The sequence below is a fragment of the Streptomyces aureoversilis genome (assembly GCF_042657885.1).
Classification (GTDB): Bacteria; Actinomycetota; Actinomycetes; order Streptomycetales; family Streptomycetaceae; genus Streptomyces; species Streptomyces aureoversilis.
The window spans coordinates 32,928-55,109 of sequence record NZ_JBHSKJ010000019.1 but is presented as its reverse complement, the minus strand read 5'-3'; the positions used below and the strand labels follow the sequence as shown (position 1 = coordinate 55,109).

Here is a 22,182-nt window from a genome sequence, read left to right as displayed (position 1 = left end):
ACGGAACACACCGCGTGTGAGAGGAGGCGTCCATGGGATCGGTGCGCAAGGCGAGTGCCTGGCTCGGCCTCGTCGACGACAGCGATGACGAGCGCTACTACGACGACGAGTACGCCGAGGGACCCGAGCCCGGAGACGCCTGGGTCACCAACCCCAAGGTGCGGGTGGCGGACGAGGCCGCGCAGGAACAGGGCACGCGCATCGCCACCGTCACCCCGGACGGCTTCCGCGACGCCCGGGGCATCGGCGAGCTCTTCCGCGACGGCGTCCCGGTGATCGTCAACCTCACCGGCATGGAGCCCAACGACGCCAAGCGCGTCGTGGACTTCGCCGCCGGGCTGACGTTCGGACTGCGCGGCTCCATCGAGCGCGTGGCCAACCGCGTGTTCCTGCTGACCCCCGCCGACTACATGGTGGTCAGCGGGGAGCCGAGGGGGCGGGCGAACGGCGGCTTCTTCAACCAGAGCTGAGTCCCGCGAGCCGACCGGGGAGCTGGGGCCCGGCCGGGGAGCCGGTGGCCGGCCGGGGGTCCGGGGGGGTTGCCCCCGGGACAACACAGCAACCAGATCTGAGCAGTAACAGGGCGAGGGCTTACCGGAACGCGTCGAGACCGGTGAGCGCCTTGCCCAGCACCAGCTGGTGCATCTCCACCGTCCCCTCGTACGTCAGCACGGACTCCAGGTTCGTGGCGTGCCGCATCACCGGGTACTCCAGGGAGATCCCGTTCGCACCGAGGATCGTCCGCGCCGTCCGGCAGATCTCGATCGCCTCCCGCACGTTGTTGAGCTTGCCGAAGCTCACCTGTTCCGGCCGCAGGCTCCCCGCGTCCATCCGCCGCCCGAGGTGGTGCGCCAGCAGGATCCCCTTGTGCAGCTCCACCGCCATGTCGGCGAGCTTGGCCTGGGTGAGCTGGAAGCCGCCGATGGGCTTGCCGAACTGCTCACGCGTGCGCGCGTAGTCGAGCGCGGTCTCGAAGCTCGTACGCGCTGCGCCCATCGAGCCCCAGACGATGCCGTACCGCGCGTGGCTCAGGCAGCTGAGCGGGCCGCGCAGCCCGGTGACCTCCGGCAGCACCGCGTCCGCGGGCAGCCGCACCTCGTCGAGGACCAGCTCGCTGGTGACGGAGGCGCGCAGCGACCACTTGTGCCGGATCTCCGGCGCGGACAGGCCGGGGCTGTCGGTGGGCACGACGAAGCCCCTGATGCCGTCGTCGGTCCGGGCCCAGACCACGGCGACCCCGGCGACCGAGCCGTTGGTGATCCACATCTTGCGGCCCGTCAGCACCCAGTCGCCGCCGTCGCGCTTGGCGTAGGTGCGCATGCCGGCCGGGTCCGAGCCGTGGTCGGGCTCCGTCAGGCCGAAGCAGCCGATGGTCTCCCCCGCCGCCATCGCGGGCAGCCACTGCTGCTTCTGCTCCTCGGAGCCGAAGCGGTGGATCGCGTACATCGCGAGGGAGCCCTGGACGGAGACCAGGGAGCGGATGCCGGAGTCGGCGGCCTCCAGCTCCAGGCAGGCCAGGCCGTACTGGACGGCGCTCGCGCCCGCGCAGCCGTAGCCGCTGAGCTGCATGCCCAGCGCGCCGATCGCGCCGAGCTCGCGGGCGAGCTCCCGGACGCCGGGGAGTTCACCGGCCTCGTACCACTGGGCGATGTGCGGCAGGACGCGGTCGGCAGCCCAGCGCCGGACGGTGTCCCGGACGGCGATGTCCTCGGGGCTGAGCAGGTCCTCGATCCCGAGGGGATCGTGCGGGTCGAACACGGCTGCCTCCGGCGGGGTGCGGGCGAATGTGATCGTCTTTCGCTTCGCCAGCACGCTACGGCCGGGTAACCGGCCGAGTCCAGAGGATCCGGGCGCCGGTTCGGCACCGCCGGACCGCAGCGCGGTGGTTGCCCGCCGCTGCGGCGGAGGGAGATGCCCCGGACCCGCCCTTTCATCGTTTCCGGGGCAAGCCCCCCGGCCCCGGGCGGGAGGGGACTGTGAGGGGATGGCAAGGGGTGGGTCCGGGAACCCTCGCGCAGCCGATCGCTACGTGACCGGCGGTGCCGAGCCCTCCTCGGCCGGGACCGGAGCCGCCGGGGCCGGCCCCGGGGCCGAAGCCGGAGCCACCGGCACCGGCGCCGGAGACACCACCGCCCCGCAGTCCATCGCCCGCGGCAGCCGCAGCGCGGCGACCGCCCCCGCCAGCAGCAACGCCGCGCTCAGCGCCAGCGTCACGTGCAGCCCGTGCACGAAGGCGTCCCGCGCCGCGACCCGCAGCGCCTCCCCGGCCGGTCCCCCCAGCCGGGAGGCGACGTCGTACGCCTCGCCGAGGGAGTGGCTCGCGGAGGCGCCCGCCGCGCTGGGCACGCCGGGCACGGAGCCGACGCCGGGCGCGTACGCGGCGTTCATGACGCTGCCCAGCAGGGCGATGCCGATGCCGGCGCCGAGCTGGTACGAGGTCTCGCCGATCGCCGCGGCGCCGCCCGCGGACTCGGCGGGCGCCTCGCTGAGCATGGACTCGTATGCGCCGAAGAGCGTGGTCTCGAGGCCGAAGCCGAGCAGGACGAAGCAGGCCACGAGGACCCCGGGCCGGTCGTGCAGCCCCATCGCGGTGAGCGAGGCGACCGCCGCGGCGGTCAGGACGAAGCCGAGGGCGACCATCGTGCGCGGGCCGAGCCGCTGCAGCAGCCGGGAGCCGACGAGGCCGGCGGCCATCGCGGCGAGCGTGAGCGGCAGCAGCCGCAGGCCGGTCTCCAGGGGGGTGAGCCCGAGGACGAGCTGCAGGTACTGGGCGGCTATGAGCTCCAGTCCGACGAGCGCGAGCATGGCCAGCACGATGCACCCGACGGAGGTGCCGAAGGCGGGCCGGGCGAACATCCGGAGGTCGACGAGCGGGTGGGTGCGGCTGCGCTGCCGGCGGACGAAGAGGATCAGCAGGGCCGCGCCGACGGCCCCCGGCACGATCGTGCCGAGGCTGAGCGCCTCGCCGGCCCCCGCCCGCTTCACGCCGAGGACGAGCCCGAACAGCCCGAACGCGGCCATGAGCGCGCCGGTCACGTCCCAGGGCCCGTTGCGCGGCCCGGTCGACTCGGGCAGCAGCCAGCGCCCGACCGGGAGTGCGGCGGCCATCAGCGGGATGTTGATGAGGAAGACCGAACCCCACCAGAAGTGTTCGAGGAGGAAGCCGCCGAGCAGCGGCCCGACCGCGGCGCCCACTGCGGCGACCGCGCTCCACACGCCGACGGCGACGGCGCGCTCGCGCCGGTCGGGGAAGACCTGGCGGAGGATCGACAGCGTCGCCGGCATGATCATCGCGCCGCCGGCGCCGAGCAGCGCGCGGGCCCCGACGAGCACCTCGGGGGTGGGGGCGAACGCCGCGAGCGCGGAGGCCGCGCCGAAGAGCCCGTAGCCCAGCAGCAGCACCCGGCGGCGGCCGACGCGGTCGCCGAGGGTGCCGAAGAGGATGAGCAGCGAGGCGCAGACCAGCGGGTAGACGTCGACGATCCACAGCAGCTGGATCGCCCCGGGCCGCAGGTCCTCGGTGACGGCCGGCACGGCGACGTGCAGGACGGTCGCGTCGACGGCGACGAGGAGCAGGCTGACGCACAGGACGACGAGGACGGTCCAGCGGTTCGCCCCGGCGCCGGCGCCCGGCCCGTACGGCGGCCGCTGCCGCTGTCCGCGCCGGTACCGCTGCCGGGGGACGCCGTCGGCCCGCGGCGGGCCGGCCGTGGTCGTCCCGGACATTCACACCTCCGTGTCGTGCGCTCGCCGTCCGCCCGCCGGCCCCGGGGACGTGGGCCGTGCTTGCCGCCCGGGGGGAGGCCGGGGGAATCGTCGTGGGCGAGTGACTCGACAGAGTACGCGAGTCCCGGGCACGGATCCGTGTGCTCCGTCACCGTCCGGGCCGATCGTGGAGGCGCTCCGCGCATGCTGGACAATTGATCGGTGACTGATCTTTTTTCTCCCGCCGGTACGGGCGCCGGGGCGGACCGGCCGCCGGCCGCCCGCCGGGTGCGTGGCGCGCTGCGCCGTGCGCTGCCCGCCCTGAGCGTCTACGCGGCGGTGCGGGCACTGGGGATCGCCGTGCTCGCGCTGTGGGGGCACTTCGCGGGCAGGAGCCCGCACCAGCTGCTCTCGGCCCGCTGGGACTCCCTCTGGTACTCCCGCATCGCCGAGGACGGCTACGGCTACACCCTCCACCTGCCGGGCGGGAAGATCCACTCGGATTTGGCGTTCTTCCCGCTGCTGCCCTGGCTGGAAAGGGGCCTGTCGGCGGTCTTCCCGCTGTCGGCGGCGGATGCGGGCCTGCTGGTCAGCGCGCTGTCCTCGCTGTTCGCGGCGTGGGCCGTCTTCCTGATCGGGGAGCGGCTGTACGGCCGGCGGGCGGGGGTGGCGCTCGTCGCGCTGTGGGCGGCGCTGCCGGTCGGCATCGTGCAGTCGATGGCCTACTCGGAGTCGCTGTTCACGGCGCTGGCGGCGTGGAGCCTGTACGCGCTGCTCACCCGGCGCTGGGTGTGGGCGGGCTCCTTCGCGGCGCTGGCCGGGCTGACGCGCCCGGTGGGGGCGGCGGTGGTCCTGGCCGTGTGGCTCGGGGTGCTGGTCGCGCTGCGGCGCCGGCGCGGGGAAGAGCACGAGGGGCAGGAGCGACAGGAGCTGCGGGAGCGGCGCGAGCTGCCCCGGATGCTGCTGGGCGCGGTGCTCGCGCCGCTGGGCTGGCTCGCGTACTTCGCCTGGGTCGGCGTGCGGACGGGCAGCTTCACGGGCTACCTGGACGTGCAGGGAGGCTGGGGCAACGGCTTCGACGGCGGGCTGGCCTTCGGTTCGTTCATCGCCGAGCGGCTCTTCGGCTCCGCGTTCGCCGCGGGGCTCGGCCTGCTGGTGGGCGTGGGCCTGGTGCTGTGGCTGTACGCGGCGTGCGTGCGGCAGCGCCAGCCGCTGCCGCTGCTGGGCTACGCGGGCGCGGTGCTGCTCCTGGCTCTGACGGCTAAGGGGTACTTCGGCTCGAAGCCGCGCCTGATGATGCCGGCCTTCCCGCTGCTGCTGCCGCTCGCGGTGGCCCTCGCGCGGACACGGACGGTACGGGCGGTGACGACGGTGGGCGTGGTGGCGCTGGTGTCCGCGATCTACGGGGCGTTCTGGTTGCACGGCTCCGGCCCCCCGTGATCGTTTTCCGGGGCGGCCGCCCGGCGCCCTCCCGGAGCCACCGGAAAACGTAGGGGAACGGCCCGGCCAATCCCCGATAAACAACGGCCGGAATGAGAAGGAATAGGGCCCGGACGGCCGGCCGGGGCGGCCCCGGAATTTCCCGGACGAGAGTTGCCCCGGGGAATCCAATGTGGCGCACGTCATGCTTGAGACGCATTCCACATCACATCGTCATCACAAACAGGCCCGATCGGCCGAAGCTTCCTGTCACTCAATGTAACGTCGATTGAGTGCGTACCAACGACGAGCTCGTCCAAGCGGAGGAGCGCCCGACCGAGCCCGTGCGGCCGCGGATGACCCGGACCCGTCTCGGGATCTTCGTGGCGACCTCCGTGGTCTACCTGGCGATCGTGGTCGGCGTGCTCACCACGTCCTGGCCGGTGCGGTTCGACTGGCAGGTCATGCTCTTCCGGCCGTACAAGCAGTGGCCGGAGATCCACACCTTCCTCGACTACTTCGTGGTCCTGGGCCAGCGCGGCCCGACCGCCGTCGCGGTCGCGGCCTGGCTGGGCTGGCGCACCTACAAGCTGGGGACGCTGCGGCCGCTGCTGGTCCTCGGCACGTCGCTGCTGCTGCTCAACGCCACCGTCGGCGCGGCGAAGATCGGCATGGGCCGGCTCGGTCCGCACTACGCCACCTCGATCGGCTCGAACGAGATGTTCGCGGGCGGCGACATATTCCCCTCCGGGCACACGGCCAACGCCGTGGTGACCTGGGGCGTCCTGGCCTATCTGGCCACCACGCCGCGCACCCGCCGGGTGGCCTCGGTGATCGCCGCGCTCCTCGCACTGGGCGTCGGCATGACCACGGTCTACCTCGGTACGCACTGGATGAGCGACGTGACCCTCGGCTGGACGGCCGGGCTGCTGGTGCTGCTCGCCCTGCCGTGGTTCGAGGCGCCGATGGCCCGCGCCGAGGCGTGGCTGCTGGCCCTGTGGCGCCGGGTGCGCGAGCGCGCCGTGCTCGTGCCCGCCCCGGTCGCCCCGGTGGCCGTGGCCGCCCCCCGCTCCCCCGCCGACGACCAGCAGCCGGCCCGCGAGCCGGTGGGCGTCGGGGGCCGGTCCGCGAGCGTGCGGAGCCCCGAGGGGCGCCCCCACCTTCCGGCGAGGCCGCACACGGCCCGCTCCGAGCGGACGCCGGTCACGCCGACCGGCAGCCGCCGCCCGCCGAACCCCGACCGGGCGCCGCGCACCAGCCCGCTGGGCCCGGCCGCGGGCCGCGGCCGGACGGTCGGCGGCTGACGGCCCGCTCCCCCGCGTACGACGGCGGCCCCGGAACCTCTCCGAAGAGGTGGTTCCGGGGCCGCCGCCGTCGTACGTGCGGGCCGTGTCCGCGCGTCGCGCCCGCGGGCCGTCAGCCCTTCCAGCAGCGCTTGACGACGCCGTCCTCGGCCTCGAAGTTCAGCCGGCCCGCCCGGTACTCCATGGTGACGAGCGTGCCCGGCGCGAGGGACCGCACGGTGGCCCAGCCGCGGGCACGGGCCCGCTCGGCGGCGGCGGCCGTGGCGAGCCCGACGTAGGCGGCGGGGTCGTCGTCGGGATCGGCGGGGAGGTTCGGTAGAGGTGCCATGCCGTCACCGTAGGCCGCCCCGTCGCCGTACGGAAGCGGAGTCCGGGGCGGCCGGAGCGCCGGGCCGTGCCGCCGCCATCCTCCGGCGGTCACACTTCTGTCACAGAGAACCCGTCGTGGTTTGCCGCGGAACACTTCACCCCTACGGGGATTACGGGATCGCGCGGAACGTCTTCACCCATCCTCGGCGGTAAATGCGCGGCATCTTTTCGGGAGGCCCGCCGAAATTGCCCGGGCGCGCACCGGAAATGACCGCACAACGGGCGCACGGGATATTGCGGATCCGTGTTCACAGTCACTGGAATAGCGCGGTCCGGAAACATCCGGAATAGAGAATTCCGATTCGCCGGACCGGCCGCGGCCGCCCCCCGGGCCCCAGGAGGCACCCTCGCGCGAGGGCCCCCGGGGCGAGCATCATGGCGTGAGCCCGAAAGCCCGTCGAAGGTGACATCGAGGGAGCGCAGATGGGGACGGACACCGCGCAGGCGACCACCGGGCCGGTGCGGGAGCGCCGACCGGGCCGGATCGTGATCGACTGGCTCACGACGACCGACCACAAGACGATCGGCCACCTCTATCTGATCACCTCGTTCGCCTTCTTCCTCGCGGGCGGCCTGCTGGCGATGCTGATGCGGGCCGAGCTGGCCCGCCCCGGCCTGCAGCTGATGACCAACGAGTCGTTCAACGAGGCCTTCACGGCGCACGGCACGATCATGCTGCTGCTCTTCGCGACCCCCGCCTTCGCGGGCTTCGCCAACGCGATCATGCCGCTGCAGATCGGCGCCCCGGACGTGGCCTTCCCCCGGCTCAACATGTTCGCGTACTGGCTGTACCTCTTCGGCGGCCTGATCGTCGTCTCCAGCCTGCTGATGCCGCAGGGCGGCGCCACCTTCGGCTGGACCGGCTACGCCCCGCTGAGCAGCATGGTCCGCTCCCCCGGCATCGGCACCGACATGTGGATCATGGGGCTGGCGCTCTCCGGCTTCGGCACGATCCTCGGCGCGGTGAACTTCCTGACCACCATCATCGGGATGCGCGCCCCCGGGATGACGATGTTCCGGATGCCCGTCTTCACCTGGAACGTGCTCTTCACCTCGATCCTCATCCTGCTGGCCTTCCCCGTGCTGGCGGCGGCGCTGCTGGTGCTGGAGGCGGACCGGCGGTTCGCGTCCCTGGTCTTCGACTCCGCGAGCGGCGGGGCGCTGCTGTGGCAGCACCTGTTCTGGTTCTTCGGCCACCCCGAGGTCTACATCATCGCCCTGCCGTTCTTCGGCATCATCAGCGAGATCATCCCGGTGTTCTCCCGGAAGCCGATCTTCGGCTACCTGACGCTGGTCGGCGCCACCATGGCGATCACGGCCCTGTCGGTGGTGGTCTGGGCGCACCACATGTTCGCCACGGGGGCGGTGCTGCTGCCCTTCTTCTCCTTCATGTCGTTCCTCATCGCGGTGCCCACCGGCGTGAAGTTCTTCAACTGGATCGGCACCATGCTGCACGGGTCGCTGTCGTTCGAGGCGCCGATGCTGTGGGCGGTGGGCTTCCTGGTGAGCTTCCTCTTCGGCGGGCTGACCGGGGTGATCCTCGCCTCGCCGCCGCTGGACTTCCACGTCACGGACACCTACTTCGTCGTCGCGCACTTCCACTACGTGGTCTTCGGGACGGTGGTGTTCGCGACGTTCGCGGGCTTCTACTTCTGGTGGCCCAAGCTCACGGGCAAGATGCTGGAGGAGCGCTTGGCGAAGGTCCACTTCTGGACGCTGTTCCTGGGCTTCCACCTCACCTTCCTCGTCCAGCACTGGCTGGGCGCCCAGGGCATGCCCCGGCGCTACTCCGACTACCTCGCGGCCGACGGCTTCACGGCCCTCAACACGGTGTCGACCATGGGCGCGTTCCTGCTCGGCCTGTCCAACCTGCCGTTCTTCTACAACATCTGGAAGACCGCCAAGTACGGGAAGCCCGTCGGGGTCGACGACCCCTGGGGGTTCGGGCGCTCCCTGGAGTGGGCCACGAGCTGCCCGCCGCCCCGGCACAACTTCACGACCCTGCCCCGGATCCGCTCCGAGTCGCCCGCCTTCGACCTGCACCACCCGGAGGTGGCCAAGGTCACCGCTCCGCAGACGGCGGAAGCGCCCGGGACAGCCGGTCCCTGACCTCGCGTATCCGGTCGACGAGCCCGGGCGGCTCCCGCACCTCGAACTCGAAGCCCATCAGCACGATGTGCACGACCATCACATCGAGGGTGTGCGCGCCCGTGCGCAGCAGGCAGCTGCCGCCGTCGACCGCCTCCAGCGTCCCCGCGGCCGGCGAGACCTTCTGCGCGGCCACTTCCAGCGGCACGTGCAGCAGCACGGTGGCCTGCTCGGCGTAGGCGGTGGTGGACACGCCGCGGGAGACGTAGGCCGCCAGGTCCTCCGCCGGCGGGCGGCGGGGGGCGAAGCGCGGCCCGTGCGGGGGCGTGGGGGTGATGCGGTCCGCGCGGAACGTCCGCCAGTCCTCGCGGTCGGTGTCCCAGGCGACCAGGTACCAGCGGCGCCGGGCGCAGACCAGCCGGTGCGGCTCGACGGTACGGCGTGTGGAGTCGCCGTCGTGGTCGCGGTAGGCGAAGCGCAGCCGCTCGCCGTCCCGGCACGCGGCGGCCAACTCGGTCAGGACCGCCGCGTCGACCGCGGGCCCCCGCCGCGCGGAGACCATCGGCACGGTGAAGGCGTTGAGGGCGCTCACCCGCCGCCGCAGCCGGTCCGGCAGGACCTGCTCGAGCTTGGCGAGCGCCCGTACGGACGTCTCCTCGATGCCCTCGACGCCGCCCGCGGCCGCGGTCCGCAGCCCCACGGCGACGGCCACGGCCTCCTCGTCGTCCAGCAGCAGCGGGGGCAGCTGCGCCCCCGGGCCGAGCCGGTAGCCGCCGGCCGTGCCGGGCGCGGAGTGCACGGGATAGCCGAGCTCCCGCAGCCGGTCGACGTCCCGGCGCACGGTGCGCGCGGTCACGCCGAGCCGGTCGGCGAGGTCCGGCCCGGACCACTCGCGGTGGGCCTGCAGCAGGGAGAGCAGGCGGAGCAGCCGTGCCGAGGTCTCCAACATGGCAGAAAGTATGCCGCCCATGCGGACGGCTCCTGTCCTCGATGGGCCCGGGCGGCCCCGGGGGTCAGCCCGCTACGGGCGGGCGCTCCTCGATCCTGACCGCCAGGTCGTTGTCGGCGGTGTAGTACGGGCCGGCCTGCGCGGGCGCGTACGCGGCGTCGACGGGCAGCACGGGGTAGGTGAAGATCTGCTGCTTGTCCACGACGTCGTCGAGGAGGCGGGCGATGCGCGCGGGCTCCGAGCCGTCGGCCGGGCGCAGCCACAGGTCCCAGACGTCCAGGCCGCCGTGCCACTCCTCGGCGAGCCGGGCGTACTCCAGGCTGAAGGAGAAGTCCTGGCCGTCGGCCTCCTCGGCGGGGGCGTCCTCCGCCTTCTTCTCCCGGGTGACCGGGGCGGTGACGACGAGGTCGGGCGCGCGGCGGCAGCGGGCCTCCACGACGGCCCCCGTGAGCCAGGCGTCCGGGTCCGCGACGCGGTGGATGCGGCCGTGGGCGGTCAGGCCGGAGGCGTCCGGGTGCAGGTCGCCCGCCTCGGCGTGCGGGCCGCGCAGCCAGCTGCGCAGGGAGAGGTTGCCGTGCTTGGTCGCGTACGGGATGCGGACCGCCAGCGGCGAGGTGCTCGGGCCGGGTCTGCGGTCGACCAGCGATCTGAGGTCGGCCAGACCGGGCACCAGGCGGCGGGGCTCGGCGTCGGCGAAGGCCACGTAGACGTCCCAGCGGCCTTCGGGGAGCGCGACCGTGCTGGGCAGCACGGCGCGCAGCCGTCCCTCGCCGTCGGGCGCGAGCGGCAGGCGGATCTCCTCGGCCTCGTCGTCGCTGCCGCGGCGGCGCAGGACCAGCGCGGCGGTCCAGTGGTCCGGTTCGCTGAGGTCGAGTCCGGGGCCGGGGGCGTCGAGGTCGAAGGTGAGCCCGCCCGCGGAGTCCGCGATGCAGTCGGCGCGCGGCGGGGCCGGGGCAGACACGATGGTGCTCTCCTCGGGGGTGGTGGAGCCGCCGGATCCGGCGGCGTTCGCGGGCACGGAGGGTTTACCGGTCTCGGGGGTCATGCGGCACGCACCCGGCGCAGGGCGGAGCGGCTCGCGTCCGACGTCTTGAACGCGTTGCTGAGCAGGGCGCCGCGGGTGCGGTGCAGCGAGCCGCGCAGGGAGCCGCGGGCGGCCAGGTCGCCGAAGAGCTGCTCGTAGCGCCCGGCGACCTGCGCCGGGTCGAAGCGGGCGGAGCTCTCGAGCGCCGCCCGGCCCATCCGCTGCCGCAGCTCGTCGTCGTTGATCAGCTTCAGCAGGCCGGCGGCGATCCTGTCGACCTTGCCGACCGGCACGAGCAGGCCGTCGACGCCGTCGGCGATGATCTCGCCGGGGCCGTGCGGGCAGTCGGTGGAGACCACCGGCAGGCCGCAGCGCATCGCCTCGACGATGGTCATGCCGAAGGACTCCAGGCTGGAGGTGACGGCGCCGATGGAGCCCTTGACCCACTCGGGGTCCAGCGGGTTGGCGGGGCCCATGAGGTAGACGTGGTTGTAGAGGCCGCGCTTGTCGATGAGGGCGCGCAGCTTGGCGCGCTCGGCACCGGCGCCGTAGATCCGCAGCTTCCAGTCGGGCCGCTCGGCCACGACCTTCTCGAAGGCGCGGATCAGCACGTCGTAGCGCTTGGCGGGAGCGAGCCGGCCGGCGGCGACCACCCACTTGCCGCTGCCGTCGGCGGGGGCCACGGACGGGGCGGGGATGCTGTTGGGCACGGCCTCCACCCGCACTCCGGGCAGCCGCATCAGCTTGCGGTAGGTCGCGGCGTCGGCCTCGGTGACGGTGGTGACGGCGTCCAGCCGCGGGTAGTGCGTGCGCAGCGTCAGCTTGAGCGGCTGGGAGTGGGTGCTCAGCGTCAGGTGCTCCTGGCCGACCCGGACCGGGCCGCGGCGGGCCTGCTGGGCGATGTGCACGTTCAGGCCGGGGCGGGTGCCGACGACCACGTCGCAGTCCAGGTTGCGCAGGTGCTCCGCGATCCGGCGGTCGGTCAGGGCGCTGTACTGCTTGTAACGGCCCTCGGCGGAGGGGAAGACCGCGGCCGGGCGCTCGTACTCGGGGTCGTCCCCCTCGTAGCCCGGGGTCCCCTTGCGCAGGTCGACCAGGTGGCGCAGGCGCACCTTGCCGCTCGGCGCGAACACCGGCTCCTCCCGGTGCCGGAAGACCGAGACGACCTCCACGTCGTGCTGCTCGGCGAGGGTGCTCGCGAGGTTGAACGTGGTCCGGATCGTCCCGCCGATGCCGTACGCGTTGTGAATCAGGAATGAGATGTGCATTCGTCCCCAGCCGTTTGCCGCGGACATTCCATCCAGCCCGCCTACCCAGAGATTAGACCGTGGTGGGGCGCATGAGGTTGGCCCTGATCGCCAACTCGTTACGCGTGACCCCTGCCACGGATCGCCCGTTGTGCTCTTACGAACCGGGAACCCCCGTGTGATACGCACCGATATCTAGGAGCCACCCGTGCCGCGCATGCTCGACGTCAGTGACGACGTCCGCGCCGAGATCGGCGACGAAGAGGCCGAACGACTGCTGGGCGGTGACAGCGCCCCGGGCAGCTACGACTGCACCTCCTGCCGGACCCCCGGCGACACCGACCGCGAGCGCACCAGCACCGTGCTCTTCGTCGGCGAGGAGACGGCCGTGCTCGCCTTCGCCCACGCAGCCTGCATCCCCTCCCAGGTCGTCGCGGTCTCCGAGGAACAGCTCCAGGGCGCCGTGCGCTCCATCCAGGGCGAGGGCGACCAGGCGGGCGCCCCCCAGCTGCCGGCGCCGGCCGCCATGCCGACGCTCACCGCCACGCCCGACGGCCCCGTGCAGGCCGAGCTGGGCGTGACCAGCGGCCTGGTGCTCATCGGCGGCGACCTGCACCCGGCGCTCGTCGTGGAGCCGCTCGGGCCGATCGCGCGCCCCGGGACGAACGGCCCGGTCGACGTCTTCCTGCCGCTCCTGATCGAGCAGGGCTTCGCCCCCGTCGCCACCGTGGAGCAGGTGCCGCCGTCCACGCCGGGCTGGTCCGTACTGCTGGCCATGGGTCAGCTGCACGCGATCCTGATGCCCGGCGTCGCGGGCGGCCAGCCCACCGCGTGGTGGCAGGCGCACCAGGCCATGCAGGTGGCGCCCGAGTGGCGGTCGGCCGTGAACAAGACCAAGCGGGTGCTGGTCTTCGCCGCGCCGGTCGGCACGATCGGCTCGCAGCCGCGCGAGGACCTGCTGCGCGAGGCGCTGGACCGGGCGGCGGCGGCCGGTCGGCTCGTCGCCGCGACCATGCCCCTCGCGGGTACGTGACGGGCGCCGTGCACCCCGTCCGCCACGCTCCGGCGGCCCATTACCGGCCGGGCCCGCATCCCCCGGGCCACGGACTCGTTGGCTCGTATGTGCACTCATACGAGCCTGCCCCGCGGATTCCGTACCCGAACCACATCCCCGGCATGCGCCCATCCCGCGAAGCCACCCCGCAGAGCCATCCCGTCTCGGTCACCCCGATCTACGATGCGCTCTACTCCGAGTACCGCCGCTCGTTCCGGGCGCTCCCCTTCGACCGCTCCGGCGAGGAGGAGCTGAGGTTCGTGGGCTTCGGTCCGCAGCTCGGCTACGGGCAGTACGGCGGGCAGCAGGGCTACGCCGGCCAGCTGGGCTACCACGTCCACTCGGGCTACAACACCGCCTGGGACACGCATTACGGGCGGCAGCGCGGCGGGCACGTGCCCGCCGCGCTGCCGCCCGCTCCGCGTGACGGCCGCATGCGCGGCTATTAGCGAACAGAGTCTGTGGGGGCCGCCGGCCCCCACAGACTCTGCTTGTTCCGCCCACTTCTTGCGCCCGCGCTTCTCCCGCACCCGCACCGGCTGCATCTCCCGGGGGATAACCCCCGGCCCCCCAGCCGAGCCCGGGGCGCGGCTTACTTCTTGCGACCGCGCTTCTCGCGCACCCGCACCGAAATGTGGATCGGGGTGCCCTCGAAGCCGAACTCCTCGCGGAGGCGGCGCTCGACGAAGCGCCGGTAGCCCGCCTCGATGAAGCCGGAGGCGAAGAGCACGAACCGCGGGGGCTTGGTGCCCGCCTGGGTGCCGAAGAGGATGCGGGGCTGCTTGCCGCCGCGGATCGGGTGCGGGTGGGCCGCGACGAGCTCGCCGAGGAAGGCGTTCAGCCGACCGGTCGGCACGCGCGTCTCCCAGCCCGCCAGGGCCGTCTCGATCGCCGGGACGAGCTTCTCCATGTGCCGGCCGGTCTGCGCCGAGACGTTGACCCGCGGCGCCCACGCGATCTGCTGGAACTCGGTCTCGATCTCGCGCTCGAGGTAGTAGCGGCGCTCCTCGTCGAGGGTGTCCCACTTGTTGTACGCGATGACGATCGCGCGGCCGGCCTCGACGGCCATGGTGACGATGCGCTGGTCCTGGACGGAGATGGTCTCGCTCGCGTCGATCAGGATGACCGCGACCTCGGCCTTCTCGACCGCGGCGGCGGTGCGCAGGGAGGCGTAGTAGTCGGCGCCCTCCTGGAGGTGGACGCGCTTGCGGATGCCCGCGGTGTCCACGAACTTCCAGGTCACGCCGCCGAGCTCGATCAGCTCGTCGACCGGGTCGCGGGTGGTGCCGGCCAGCTCGTTGACGACGACGCGCTCCTCGCCGGCCACCTTGTTGAGCAGCGAGGACTTGCCGACGTTCGGGCGGCCGATCAGGGCGATGCGGCGCGGGCCGCCGACGGCGACGCCGAAGCGCTGGGCCGGGGCCTCGGGCAGGGCCTTGAGGACCTCGTCCAGCATGTCGCCGGTGCCGCGGCCGTGCAGCGCGGAGACCGGCATCGGCTCGCCGAGGCCCAGCGACCACAGCATGGCGGCATCGGCCTCGGCGGAGGGGCCGTCGACCTTGTTGGCGCACAGCACGACGGGCTTGCCGGCCCGGCGCAGCAGCTTGACGACGGCCTCGTCGGTGTCGGTGGCGCCGACGGTGGCGTCCACGACGAAGACGACCGCGTCGGCGGCCTCGATCGCGTACTCGGCCTGCGCGGCGACGGACGCGTCGATGCCGAGGACGTCCTGCTCCCAGCCGCCGGTGTCGACGACCTTGAAGCGGCGGCCGGCCCACTCGGCCTCGTAGGTGACGCGGTCGCGGGTGACGCCCGGCCGGTCCTCGACGACGGCCTCGCGGCGGCCGATGATGCGGTTCACGAGCGTCGACTTGCCGACGTTGGGGCGGCCGACGACGGCGAGCACCGGCAGCGGGCCGTGGCCGGCCTCGCCGAGGGCGCCCTCGATCTCCTCGGCCTCGAAGCCCTCCTGCGCCGCGAGCTCCATGAACTCCGCGTACTCGGCGTCGCCAAGCTCACCGTGCTCGTCGCCGTGGATCTGGTCGTTCATGAAGTCCGTTCCTCGTTCGTATGGTCGGCGGACCCGCGGGCCCGCTACTAAGTCTCGTTCAGCGGCCGGTCAGCCGCTTGGCGTCCGCCAGGTGCGCGCTCAGCCGCTCCTGGATGCGCACGGTCGCCTCGTCCAGCGCCTTGCGCGTGCGCCGGCCGCTGCCGTCACCGGCCTCGAAGGCGTCCCCGAAGACGACGTCGACCCGGCTGCGCAGCGGCGGCAGGCCGCGCACGACGCGGCCCTTGCGCTCCGCACTGCCGAGCACCGCCACCGGCACGATCGGTGCTCCCGACCGCACCGCGAAGTAGGCGAGGCCGGCGCGCAGCGAGGCGAAGTCGCCCTCGCCCCGGGTGCCCTCGGGGAAGATCCCCAGGACCCCGCCGCCCTCCAGGACGCCGAGCGCCTCCGTGATCGCGGCGCGGTCGGCGCTCGTGCGGTCCACCTTCAGCTGGCCGATCCCTTCCAGGAACGGGCCGAGGGGGCCGACGAACGCCTCCTTCTTGATCAGGAAGTGCACCGGCCGGGGCGCGGTGCCCATCAGCATCGGGCCGTCGAGGTTGTGGGAGTGGTTCACCGCGAGGATGACCGGCCCCGCGGCGGGCACCCGCCAGGCGCCCAGCACACGCGGCTTCCACAGCCCGTACATCAGGCCTATGCCGATCCGCCGGCCGACGGCGGCACCCCCGGGGGACGCGGTCACGCGCTGCGTCGCTCCTCGACCAGGGTCACCACGCACTCGATGACCTGCTCCAGGGTCAGCTCCGTCGTGTCCACCTCGACCGCGTCGCCGGCCTTGGCCAGCGGCGAGGTCTTCCGGCCGGAGTCGGCGGCGTCCCGCTTGACGAGGGCGGCCTGGGTGGCGGCCAGGTCACTGGCCTCCTTGCCCTTCAGCTCGCCGCTGCGGCGGGCGGCCCGCGCCTCGGCGGACGCCGTCAGGAAGATCTTGAGGTCGGCGTCGGGCAGCACGGTGGTGCCGATGTCACGGCCCTCGACGACGATGCCGGCCGGCGCCTCGGCGGCGATGGACCGCTGCAGCTCGGTCAGGCGCGTGCGCACCTCCGGGACGGCGCTCACGGCGCTGACCGCGGAGGTGACCTCCTGGGTGCGGATGGGGCCCGCGGCGTCGGCACCGTCGACCGTGATGGTCGGCGCGGACGGGTCGGTGCCGGAGATGATCTCGGGCTTGCCCGCGGCGTCGGCGACGGCCGCGGCGTCGTTCACGTCGATGCCGTTGCTCAGCATCCACCAGGTGATCGCGCGGTACTGCGCGCCGGTGTCCAGGTAGCGCAGGCCGAGCTTGGCCGCGACGGCCTTGGACGTGCTGGACTTGCCCGTGCCGGAGGGGCCGTCGATGCCGACGATGACTGCTGCCGGAGCGGTCCGGGCGGCGGTTTCCACGGTGTCAGACACCTTCCTTGTGCACGGGGTGGGAGTACGGGCGGCTTTTACCAGCCTGCGACAAGGTTACTGGCTCGCGGAGGCGGCCCGGGCCGCGGCCGGGTGAGCCCGGGCCCGTCAAGGGCGCGAGCGCCCTTGACGGGGCTACTGGCGCAACGACCAGCCCTGGTCGCGGAGGGTCGCCGTCAAGGACCCCACCGCGCCCGGCTCGACCATGAGCTGGATCAGGCCCGCCTGCTGGCCCGTCGCGTGCTCGATGCGGACGTCCTCGATGTTCACGCCCGCCCGGCCCGCGTCGGCGAAGATCCGGGCGAGCTCGCCCGGCTGGTCGCCGATGAGGACGGAGACGGTCTCGTACGCGGCGGGAGCCGCACCGTGCTTGCCCGGGACCCGGCTGCGGCCCGCGTTGCCGCGACGCAGCACGTCCTCGAGGCCGGCGGCCCCCTCGTCGCGCTTGCGGTCGTCCGCGGCCTCCAGGGCGCGCAGGGCCCGTACCGTCTCGTCGAGGTCGGAGGCGACGGCCGCGAGGATGTCGGCGACGGGGCCGGGGTTGGCGGAGAGGATCTCGACCCACAGCCGGGGGTCGGAGGCGGCGATCCGGGTCACGTCGCGGATGCCCTGGCCGCACAGGCGCACGGCCGTCTCGTCCGCCTCCTCCAGGCGGGCGGCGACCATGCTGGAGAGCAGGTGCGGGGTGTGCGAGACGAGGGCGACGGCCCGGTCGTGCTCGTCGGCGTCCATGACGACGGGGACCGCCCGGCACAGGGCGACGACCTCGAGGGCGAGGTTGAGGACCTCGGTGTCGGTGGCGCGGGTGGGCGTGAGCACCCAGGGGCGGCCCTCGAAGAGGTCCGCGGTGGCGGCCATGGGGCCGGAGCGCTCGCGGCCGGCCATCGGGTGCGTGCCGAGGTAGCGGGAGAGGTCGGCGCCGAGGGCCTCCAGCTCGCGCCGCGGGCCGCCCTTGACGCTCGCGACGTCGACGTAGCCGCGGCCGAGGCCGTCCCGGATCGCCCCGGCGAGCGTGGCCGCGACGTGCGCCGGCGGCACCGCGACGATCACCAGGTCGACCGGGCCCTCGGGCGCCTGGTCGGTGCCGGCGCCGCGGGCCGCGGCCGTCCGCGCCGCGTCGGGGTCGTGGTCCCTGAGGTGGACGTGGACCCCGCGGCCCGCGAGGGCGAGCGCGGCGGAGGTGCCGATCAGTCCGGTGCCGATGACGAGGGCGGTTCTCACTGAGAGTCCTTGCGAGGTGCGTGGAGCGTGACGGAGAGCGGGCCGGGCCAGCCTATCCAGCCGCTCCGCCGGCCGTGCGGGGCGGGCGGCCCCGCGGGGCCCGGGGCGGGCGCCCTGCGGGACTGCCGGGCCCGCGTCCGGTAGAACCGTGCACATGATCTACCACGTGGTGCCCCTGGACGACTGGCTGGCCGTGCCCGACCGCCCGTACTCCCCCGCCTCCCTCTCCGAGGACGGCTTCGTCCACTGCTCCCCCGACGAGGAGACGACGCTCGCCGTGGCCACGGCCTTCTACAGGGACGTGCCCGGCCCGCTGATGGTCCTCCTGATCGACGAGCACAAGCTGGACGTCCTGGTCCGCTGGGAGGACGCGGACCCGGCCCCGCCGCCCGGCGTGGCCCCGGGCACGCAGTTCCCGCACGTCTTCGGGCGGATCAACCGGGACGCCGTGGAGGGGATGATGGAGATCCAGCGCGACGAGGCGGGCCGCGCGACGGGGCTGGCGGTGTGGTCGTGACGCCCGTGCCCCCGGTCACCCCGGCCGCGCTGGTCACCGAGCACACGGTCTACGCGTGCGTGATGGGCTCGCGCGCCTTCGGGCTGGCCACGGAGGCGAGCGATACGGACCGGCGCGGCGTGTACGTGGCGCCGACGCCCCTGTTCTGGGGTTTCGAGAAGCCTCCGCCGCACGTGGAGGGACCGGCCGAGGAGCAGTTCTCCTGGGAGCTGGAGCGCTTCTGCGAGCTGGCGCTGCGGGGCAACCCGAACATCCTGGAGTGCCTGCACTCCCCGCTCGTCGAGCAGGCCGACGACACGGGCCGCGAGCTGCTGGACCTGCGGGGGGCGTTCCTCTCCCGCAGGGTCCACCGGACGTACGCGGGCTACGCGGCGGACCAGCGCAAGAAGTTCGCGGCGGACGTGCGGGCGCACGGCGCGCCGCGGCGCTGGAAGCCCGTCATGCACGCGTTGCGGCTGCTGATGTGCGGCCGTGACCTGCTGCGGACGGGGTCGCTCGTGCTCGATGCCGGCAGCATGCGCGAACCGCTGCTGGCCGTGCGCCGGGGCGAGGTGCCCTGGCCCGAGGCGGAGGCCTGGCTGAACCGCCTGACCGAGGAGGCCGGGGAGGCGGCCCGCACGAGCCCCCTCCCCGAGGAACCCGACCACGCACGCGTCGAGGACTTCCTGATACGCGTACGCCGCGCTTCGGCGGGGGCGGGCTAGACGGCCGCGCGTGACCGGTGGTGCCGGGCCGGGGCCAGGCCCCGGCCCGTACCGGGACCGGCTAGAGGTCGACCTCGCGCATCAGCATGCCGACCTCGGTGTTCGTCAGGCGGCGGAGCCAGCCGGACTTCTGGTCGCCCAGGGCGATCGGGCCGAACGAGGTGCGGACCAGCTTCTCGACGGGGAAGCCCGCCTCGGCGAGCATGCGGCGCACGATGTGCTTGCGGCCCTCGTGGAGGGTGACCTCGACCAGGTAGTTCTTGCCGGTCTGCTGGATGACGCGGAAGTTGTCCGCGCGGGCGTAGCCGTCCTCCAGCTCGATGCCGTTCTTGAGCTGCTTGCCGATGTCGCGCGGCAGCGGGCCGGTGATGGCGGCGAGGTAGGTCTTCTGCACGCCGTAGCGCGGGTGCGTCAGACGGTGGGCCAGCTCGCCGTGGTTGGTGAGCAGGATGATGCCCTCGGTCTCCGTGTCGAGCCGGCCGACGTGGAAGAGCCGGGTCTCGCGGTTGGTGACGTAGTCGCCGAGGCACTGGCGGCCGTCGGGGTCCTCCATGGTGGAGACGACGCCGGCCGGCTTGTTGAGCGCGAAGAACAGGTAGGACTGGGTGGCGACGGTCAGGCCGTCGACCTTGATCTCGTCCTTCTCCGGGTCGACCCGCAGGCCCTGCTCGGTGACGATCTGCCCGTTGACCTCGACGCGGGCCATCTCGATCAGCTCTTCGCAGGCGCGGCGCGAGCCCATGCCGGCCCGGGCCAGCACCTTCTGCAGGCGCTCGCCCTCCTGCTCGGCGCCGGGGAAGGTCTTGGGGGTCTTCACCTGCGGCTTGTTGTGCCGCTCCCGGTTGCGCTCCTCGATCTTGGCGTCGAGCTCGCGCGAGCGGGCGGGGGCGTAGCCGTGGCCGCGGGCGGGCCCGCTGCTGCGGCCGCCGGAGCCGGCCGTGGAGCTCTTGCGGGGGCCGCCCTTGGCGCCGCCCCGGGCCGCCGCACCGCGGCCGCTCGTGGGTCCGCTGGTGCGGCCGCTGGTGGGGCCGCTGCGGGTGCGCTCGGCGTCGGGGCCCACGTCGTAGCGACGCTCCTCGGGGCGCGGACGGCGCGGACGCTCCTGCGGCCTGTCGTCGCGCCGGTCCCCGGAGCGGCCGCCGTCGTAGCGCCCGCCCTCGGAACGACCGCCCTCGGAACGACCGCCCTCGGAACGACCGCCACCGTAGCTCCCGCCGCCGGCGCGACCGCCGCCCTCGGGGCGCCCGCCGCCGGAACGGCCGCCGCCCGCGCGCCCGCCCCCGGACGCCGGACGTCCTCGACCGCCCCGGTCGTCCCGGTTGCCGCTTCCGCTGTTCCTGCCGCTGCTTCGCATCAAAGTTCCGTCTTGTCGTCCGCTTCGGTGTCCGGTGCGTCCGGATCGAACGACGGCACACCTTCCTGAGTGTCGCCCTCGATCGCCTCCGCCTCGGGGAGGAAGGGCGCGAGCTCCGGGAGCTCGTCCAGGCCTCGCAGGCCCATGCGCTCCAGAAAGTAGTTCGTCGTCCTGTACAGGATCGCACCTGTTTCGGGTTCCGTCCTCGCCTCCTCCACCAGACCTCGCTGAAGGAGGGTGCGCATGACCCCGTCGCAGTTCACGCCGCGCACCGCCGAGACCTTCGACCGGCTGACCGGCTGACGGTACGCGACGACGGCGAGGGTCTCCAGGGCGGCCTGGGTCAGGCGTGCCTGCTGGCCGTCGAGGACGAACGCCTCGACGGCGTCCGCGTAGGCCGGCCGGGTGAAGAAGCGCCAGCCCCCGGCGACCTGCCGCAGCTCGAAACCGCGCCCCTGGGCGTCGTACTCCCGGGCCAGCTCGCCGAGCGCCGCGGCGATCTCGCGGCGGGGGCGCTCCAGGACCTTGGCGAGGTGCTCCTCGGTGGCGGGCTCGTCGACGACCATGAGGACGGCCTCCAGGGCGGGCTTGAGACCGAGCCCGCGGACGCCGGAGGGACCGGAGGCCCCTGCGGGGGCTTCCTCGCCCTCGTACGTCCCTGCAGTCTCCGTGCCTGCCGTCCCCGTCTCCGCCGTCTCTGCGCTCACTGTGCACTCTCCTCCGGCTCGGTCTCCGGCTCCCGGTCGAACTCGTCCGTCACCAGCGGTTCCGCCCCCTCCCCGCCCGTCCAGCTCACCGCCAGCTCGCCGAGGGCCTCGTCCTGGTCCAGGGCGACCACGCGCTCGCGGTAGAGCTCCAGCAGCGCCAGGAAGCGGGCGACGACGGTGAGGGTGTCGGGGGCGTCGCCGGCCAGCTCCCCGAAGCTGACCCGGCCCGCCCGCCGCAGCCGGGCCACGACGACCTCGGCCTGCTCGCGGACGCTGACCAGCGGCGCGTGGATGTGGTCGACGTACACCTGCGGCGCCGGCCTGGGCCGCATGGCCTTGACGGCCAGCTCGGCCAGGCGCTCGGGCCCGATGCCGAGGACGACCTCGGGCAGCAGCTCCGCGTGGTGCGGCTCCAGGCCGACCGTACGGGGGAAGCGCCGCGCCTCCTCGTCCAGCCGGCCGCTGAAGATCTCCGCGACCCGCTTGTACGCCCGGTACTGCAGGAGGCGGGCGAACAGCAGGTCGCGCGCCTCCAGGAGGGCGAGGTCGGCCTCGTCCTCGACGTCGGCGGCGGGCAGCAGGCGGGCGGCCTTGAGGTCGAGCAGGGTCGCGGCGACGACGAGGAACTCGGTGGTCTGGTCCAGGTCGAAGTCGGGGCCCATGGCGCGGATGTGCGCCATGAACTCGTCGGTGACCTTGTGGAGGGCGACCTCGGTGACGTCCAGCTTGTGCTTGGCGATCAGCTGCAGCAGGAGGTCGAAGGGCCCTTCGAAGTTGTCGAGCCGGACGGTGAACCTCGCGTCGGCCGAGCCTTCGGCGGCGTCGGCCTTCCCGTCGGCGGGCGCATCCGGCAGGGCCGCCGTCACCGCCGCGGTGGACTCACCGCCGTCACCCGCACCGTCACCCGCGCCGGCAGGCACCCCCGCGCCCTCGTCCCCCTCTCCCCCGCCGGCGGGCGACGCCGTACCGGGGCCGAGGCCCAGGCGACGGCGGGCCGAGGAGGAAGCTGAGGGCATCAGGGGTCCAGGTGCAGGCGGAGACGGGCCGTACGGCCAAGGGGCAG

21 protein-coding genes are annotated in these 22,182 nt (G+C 73.6%); 8 read left to right on the top strand and 13 right to left on the bottom strand.

What is annotated here, in order from left to right:
* The first annotated feature begins 32 nt into the window (after positions 1–32).
* Positions 33–470 carry a cell division protein SepF gene (locus ACFPP6_RS27980; RefSeq protein WP_058045069.1) on the top strand — a complete coding sequence of 146 codons (438 nt, stop codon included), beginning with the start codon at positions 33–35 and terminating at the stop codon, positions 468–470.
* A gap of 121 nt (positions 471–591) precedes the next feature.
* On the opposite strand, the gene ACFPP6_RS27975 is transcribed toward ACFPP6_RS27980, so the two are convergent.
* Both ACFPP6_RS27975 and ACFPP6_RS27970 read right to left on the bottom strand, forming a co-directional pair.
* The gene (locus ACFPP6_RS27975; RefSeq protein ID WP_382047944.1) at positions 592–1,758 is read right to left on the bottom strand and encodes an acyl-CoA dehydrogenase family protein; all 1,167 of its coding nucleotides are present in this window, start codon (positions 1,756–1,758) and stop codon (positions 592–594) included.
* Positions 1,759–2,025: 267 nt separating this feature from the next.
* A complete protein-coding gene (locus ACFPP6_RS27970; RefSeq protein WP_382047942.1) occupies positions 2,026–3,726 on the bottom strand; it encodes an MFS transporter in 1,701 nt (566 codons plus the stop codon).
* 201 nt (positions 3,727–3,927) lie between these two features.
* On the opposite strand from ACFPP6_RS27970, the gene ACFPP6_RS27965 reads away from it, so the two are divergent.
* Together ACFPP6_RS27965 and ACFPP6_RS27960 are read left to right on the top strand one after the other, a co-directional pair.
* Entirely contained in the window at positions 3,928–5,145 is a 1,218-nt protein-coding gene (locus tag ACFPP6_RS27965; RefSeq protein ID WP_382047940.1) for a glycosyltransferase family 39 protein, read from the top strand.
* Positions 5,146–5,417: 272 nt separating this feature from the next.
* Positions 5,418–6,428 carry a phosphatase PAP2 family protein gene (locus tag ACFPP6_RS27960; RefSeq protein ID WP_382047937.1) on the top strand — a complete coding sequence of 337 codons (1,011 nt, stop codon included), beginning with the start codon at positions 5,418–5,420 and terminating at the stop codon, positions 6,426–6,428.
* Between the two features lie 112 nt (positions 6,429–6,540).
* On the opposite strand, the gene ACFPP6_RS27955 is transcribed toward ACFPP6_RS27960, so the two are convergent.
* Positions 6,541–6,756 (bottom strand): I78 family peptidase inhibitor, encoded by a 216-nt coding sequence (locus ACFPP6_RS27955; protein ID WP_382047934.1) that lies wholly within the window; start codon positions 6,754–6,756, stop codon positions 6,541–6,543.
* Positions 6,757–7,220: 464 nt separating this feature from the next.
* Between ACFPP6_RS27955 and ctaD the strand changes: the two genes are divergently transcribed.
* On the top strand, positions 7,221–8,906 hold the full coding sequence (gene ctaD / locus ACFPP6_RS27950; protein WP_382047933.1) for an aa3-type cytochrome oxidase subunit I: 1,686 nt from the start codon (positions 7,221–7,223) through the stop codon (positions 8,904–8,906).
* On the opposite strand, the gene ACFPP6_RS27945 is transcribed toward ctaD, so the two are convergent.
* From ACFPP6_RS27945 to ACFPP6_RS27935, 3 genes are all read right to left on the bottom strand, one after another.
* Entirely contained in the window at positions 8,860–9,834 is a 975-nt protein-coding gene (locus ACFPP6_RS27945; RefSeq protein ID WP_382047930.1) for a helix-turn-helix transcriptional regulator, read from the bottom strand. The genes ctaD and ACFPP6_RS27945 overlap by 47 nt on opposite strands.
* A gap of 64 nt (positions 9,835–9,898) precedes the next feature.
* Entirely contained in the window at positions 9,899–10,879 is a 981-nt protein-coding gene (locus ACFPP6_RS27940) for a hypothetical protein (protein WP_382047928.1), read from the bottom strand.
* The gene (locus ACFPP6_RS27935; protein ID WP_382047925.1) at positions 10,876–12,126 is read right to left on the bottom strand and encodes a glycosyltransferase family 4 protein; all 1,251 of its coding nucleotides are present in this window, start codon (positions 12,124–12,126) and stop codon (positions 10,876–10,878) included. Before ACFPP6_RS27935 ends, ACFPP6_RS27940 begins: the two co-directional genes overlap by 4 nt.
* A gap of 196 nt (positions 12,127–12,322) precedes the next feature.
* On the opposite strand from ACFPP6_RS27935, the gene ACFPP6_RS27930 reads away from it, so the two are divergent.
* The gene (locus ACFPP6_RS27930) at positions 12,323–13,138 is read left to right on the top strand and encodes a hypothetical protein (protein WP_382048213.1); all 816 of its coding nucleotides are present in this window, start codon (positions 12,323–12,325) and stop codon (positions 13,136–13,138) included.
* A 143-nt stretch (positions 13,139–13,281) separates the two neighbouring features.
* Complete coding sequence (locus tag ACFPP6_RS27925) at positions 13,282–13,608, top strand: hypothetical protein (protein ID WP_058045061.1); 327 nt, start codon at positions 13,282–13,284, stop codon at positions 13,606–13,608.
* 143 nt (positions 13,609–13,751) lie between these two features.
* Here the strand turns inward: ACFPP6_RS27925 and der are convergent, their stop codons facing one another.
* From der to ACFPP6_RS27905, 4 genes are all read right to left on the bottom strand, one after another.
* Positions 13,752–15,209, bottom strand: a complete 1,458-nt coding sequence (gene der / locus ACFPP6_RS27920; RefSeq protein WP_382047922.1) for a ribosome biogenesis GTPase Der — start codon at positions 15,207–15,209, stop codon at positions 13,752–13,754.
* Between the two features lie 58 nt (positions 15,210–15,267).
* Positions 15,268–15,855 carry a lysophospholipid acyltransferase family protein gene (locus ACFPP6_RS27915; protein WP_245700645.1) on the bottom strand — a complete coding sequence of 196 codons (588 nt, stop codon included), beginning with the start codon at positions 15,853–15,855 and terminating at the stop codon, positions 15,268–15,270.
* 50 nt (positions 15,856–15,905) lie between these two features.
* On the bottom strand, positions 15,906–16,619 hold the full coding sequence (cmk, locus tag ACFPP6_RS27910; protein WP_382047920.1) for a (d)CMP kinase: 714 nt from the start codon (positions 16,617–16,619) through the stop codon (positions 15,906–15,908).
* A 132-nt stretch (positions 16,620–16,751) separates the two neighbouring features.
* Positions 16,752–17,837: a prephenate dehydrogenase gene (locus ACFPP6_RS27905; RefSeq protein ID WP_382047917.1), complete on the bottom strand. Its 1,086-nt coding sequence runs from the start codon at positions 17,835–17,837 to the stop codon at positions 16,752–16,754.
* Positions 17,838–17,991: 154 nt separating this feature from the next.
* Here ACFPP6_RS27905 and ACFPP6_RS27900 point away from each other — a divergent pair, with 154 nt between their 5' ends.
* Together ACFPP6_RS27900 and ACFPP6_RS27895 are read left to right on the top strand one after the other, a co-directional pair.
* Positions 17,992–18,354 (top strand): DUF952 domain-containing protein, encoded by a 363-nt coding sequence (locus ACFPP6_RS27900; protein WP_382047914.1) that lies wholly within the window; start codon positions 17,992–17,994, stop codon positions 18,352–18,354.
* Complete coding sequence (locus tag ACFPP6_RS27895) at positions 18,351–19,058, top strand: nucleotidyltransferase domain-containing protein (protein ID WP_382047912.1); 708 nt, start codon at positions 18,351–18,353, stop codon at positions 19,056–19,058. Before ACFPP6_RS27900 ends, ACFPP6_RS27895 begins: the two co-directional genes overlap by 4 nt.
* 61 nt (positions 19,059–19,119) lie before the next feature.
* Here the strand turns inward: ACFPP6_RS27895 and ACFPP6_RS27890 are convergent, their stop codons facing one another.
* The 3 genes from ACFPP6_RS27890 to ACFPP6_RS27880 all read right to left on the bottom strand — a co-directional run bounded on the left by ACFPP6_RS27890 (position 19,120) and on the right by ACFPP6_RS27880 (position 22,135).
* Positions 19,120–20,412, bottom strand: a complete 1,293-nt coding sequence (locus ACFPP6_RS27890) for a pseudouridine synthase (RefSeq protein ID WP_382047909.1) — start codon at positions 20,410–20,412, stop codon at positions 19,120–19,122.
* On the bottom strand, positions 20,412–20,978 hold the full coding sequence (gene scpB / locus ACFPP6_RS27885) for an SMC-Scp complex subunit ScpB (RefSeq protein ID WP_382048210.1): 567 nt from the start codon (positions 20,976–20,978) through the stop codon (positions 20,412–20,414). The genes ACFPP6_RS27890 and scpB overlap by 1 nt, the downstream gene beginning before the upstream one ends.
* A gap of 137 nt (positions 20,979–21,115) precedes the next feature.
* Complete coding sequence (locus ACFPP6_RS27880) at positions 21,116–22,135, bottom strand: segregation and condensation protein A (protein ID WP_382047906.1); 1,020 nt, start codon at positions 22,133–22,135, stop codon at positions 21,116–21,118.
* Between the last annotated feature and the right edge of the window lie 47 nt (positions 22,136–22,182).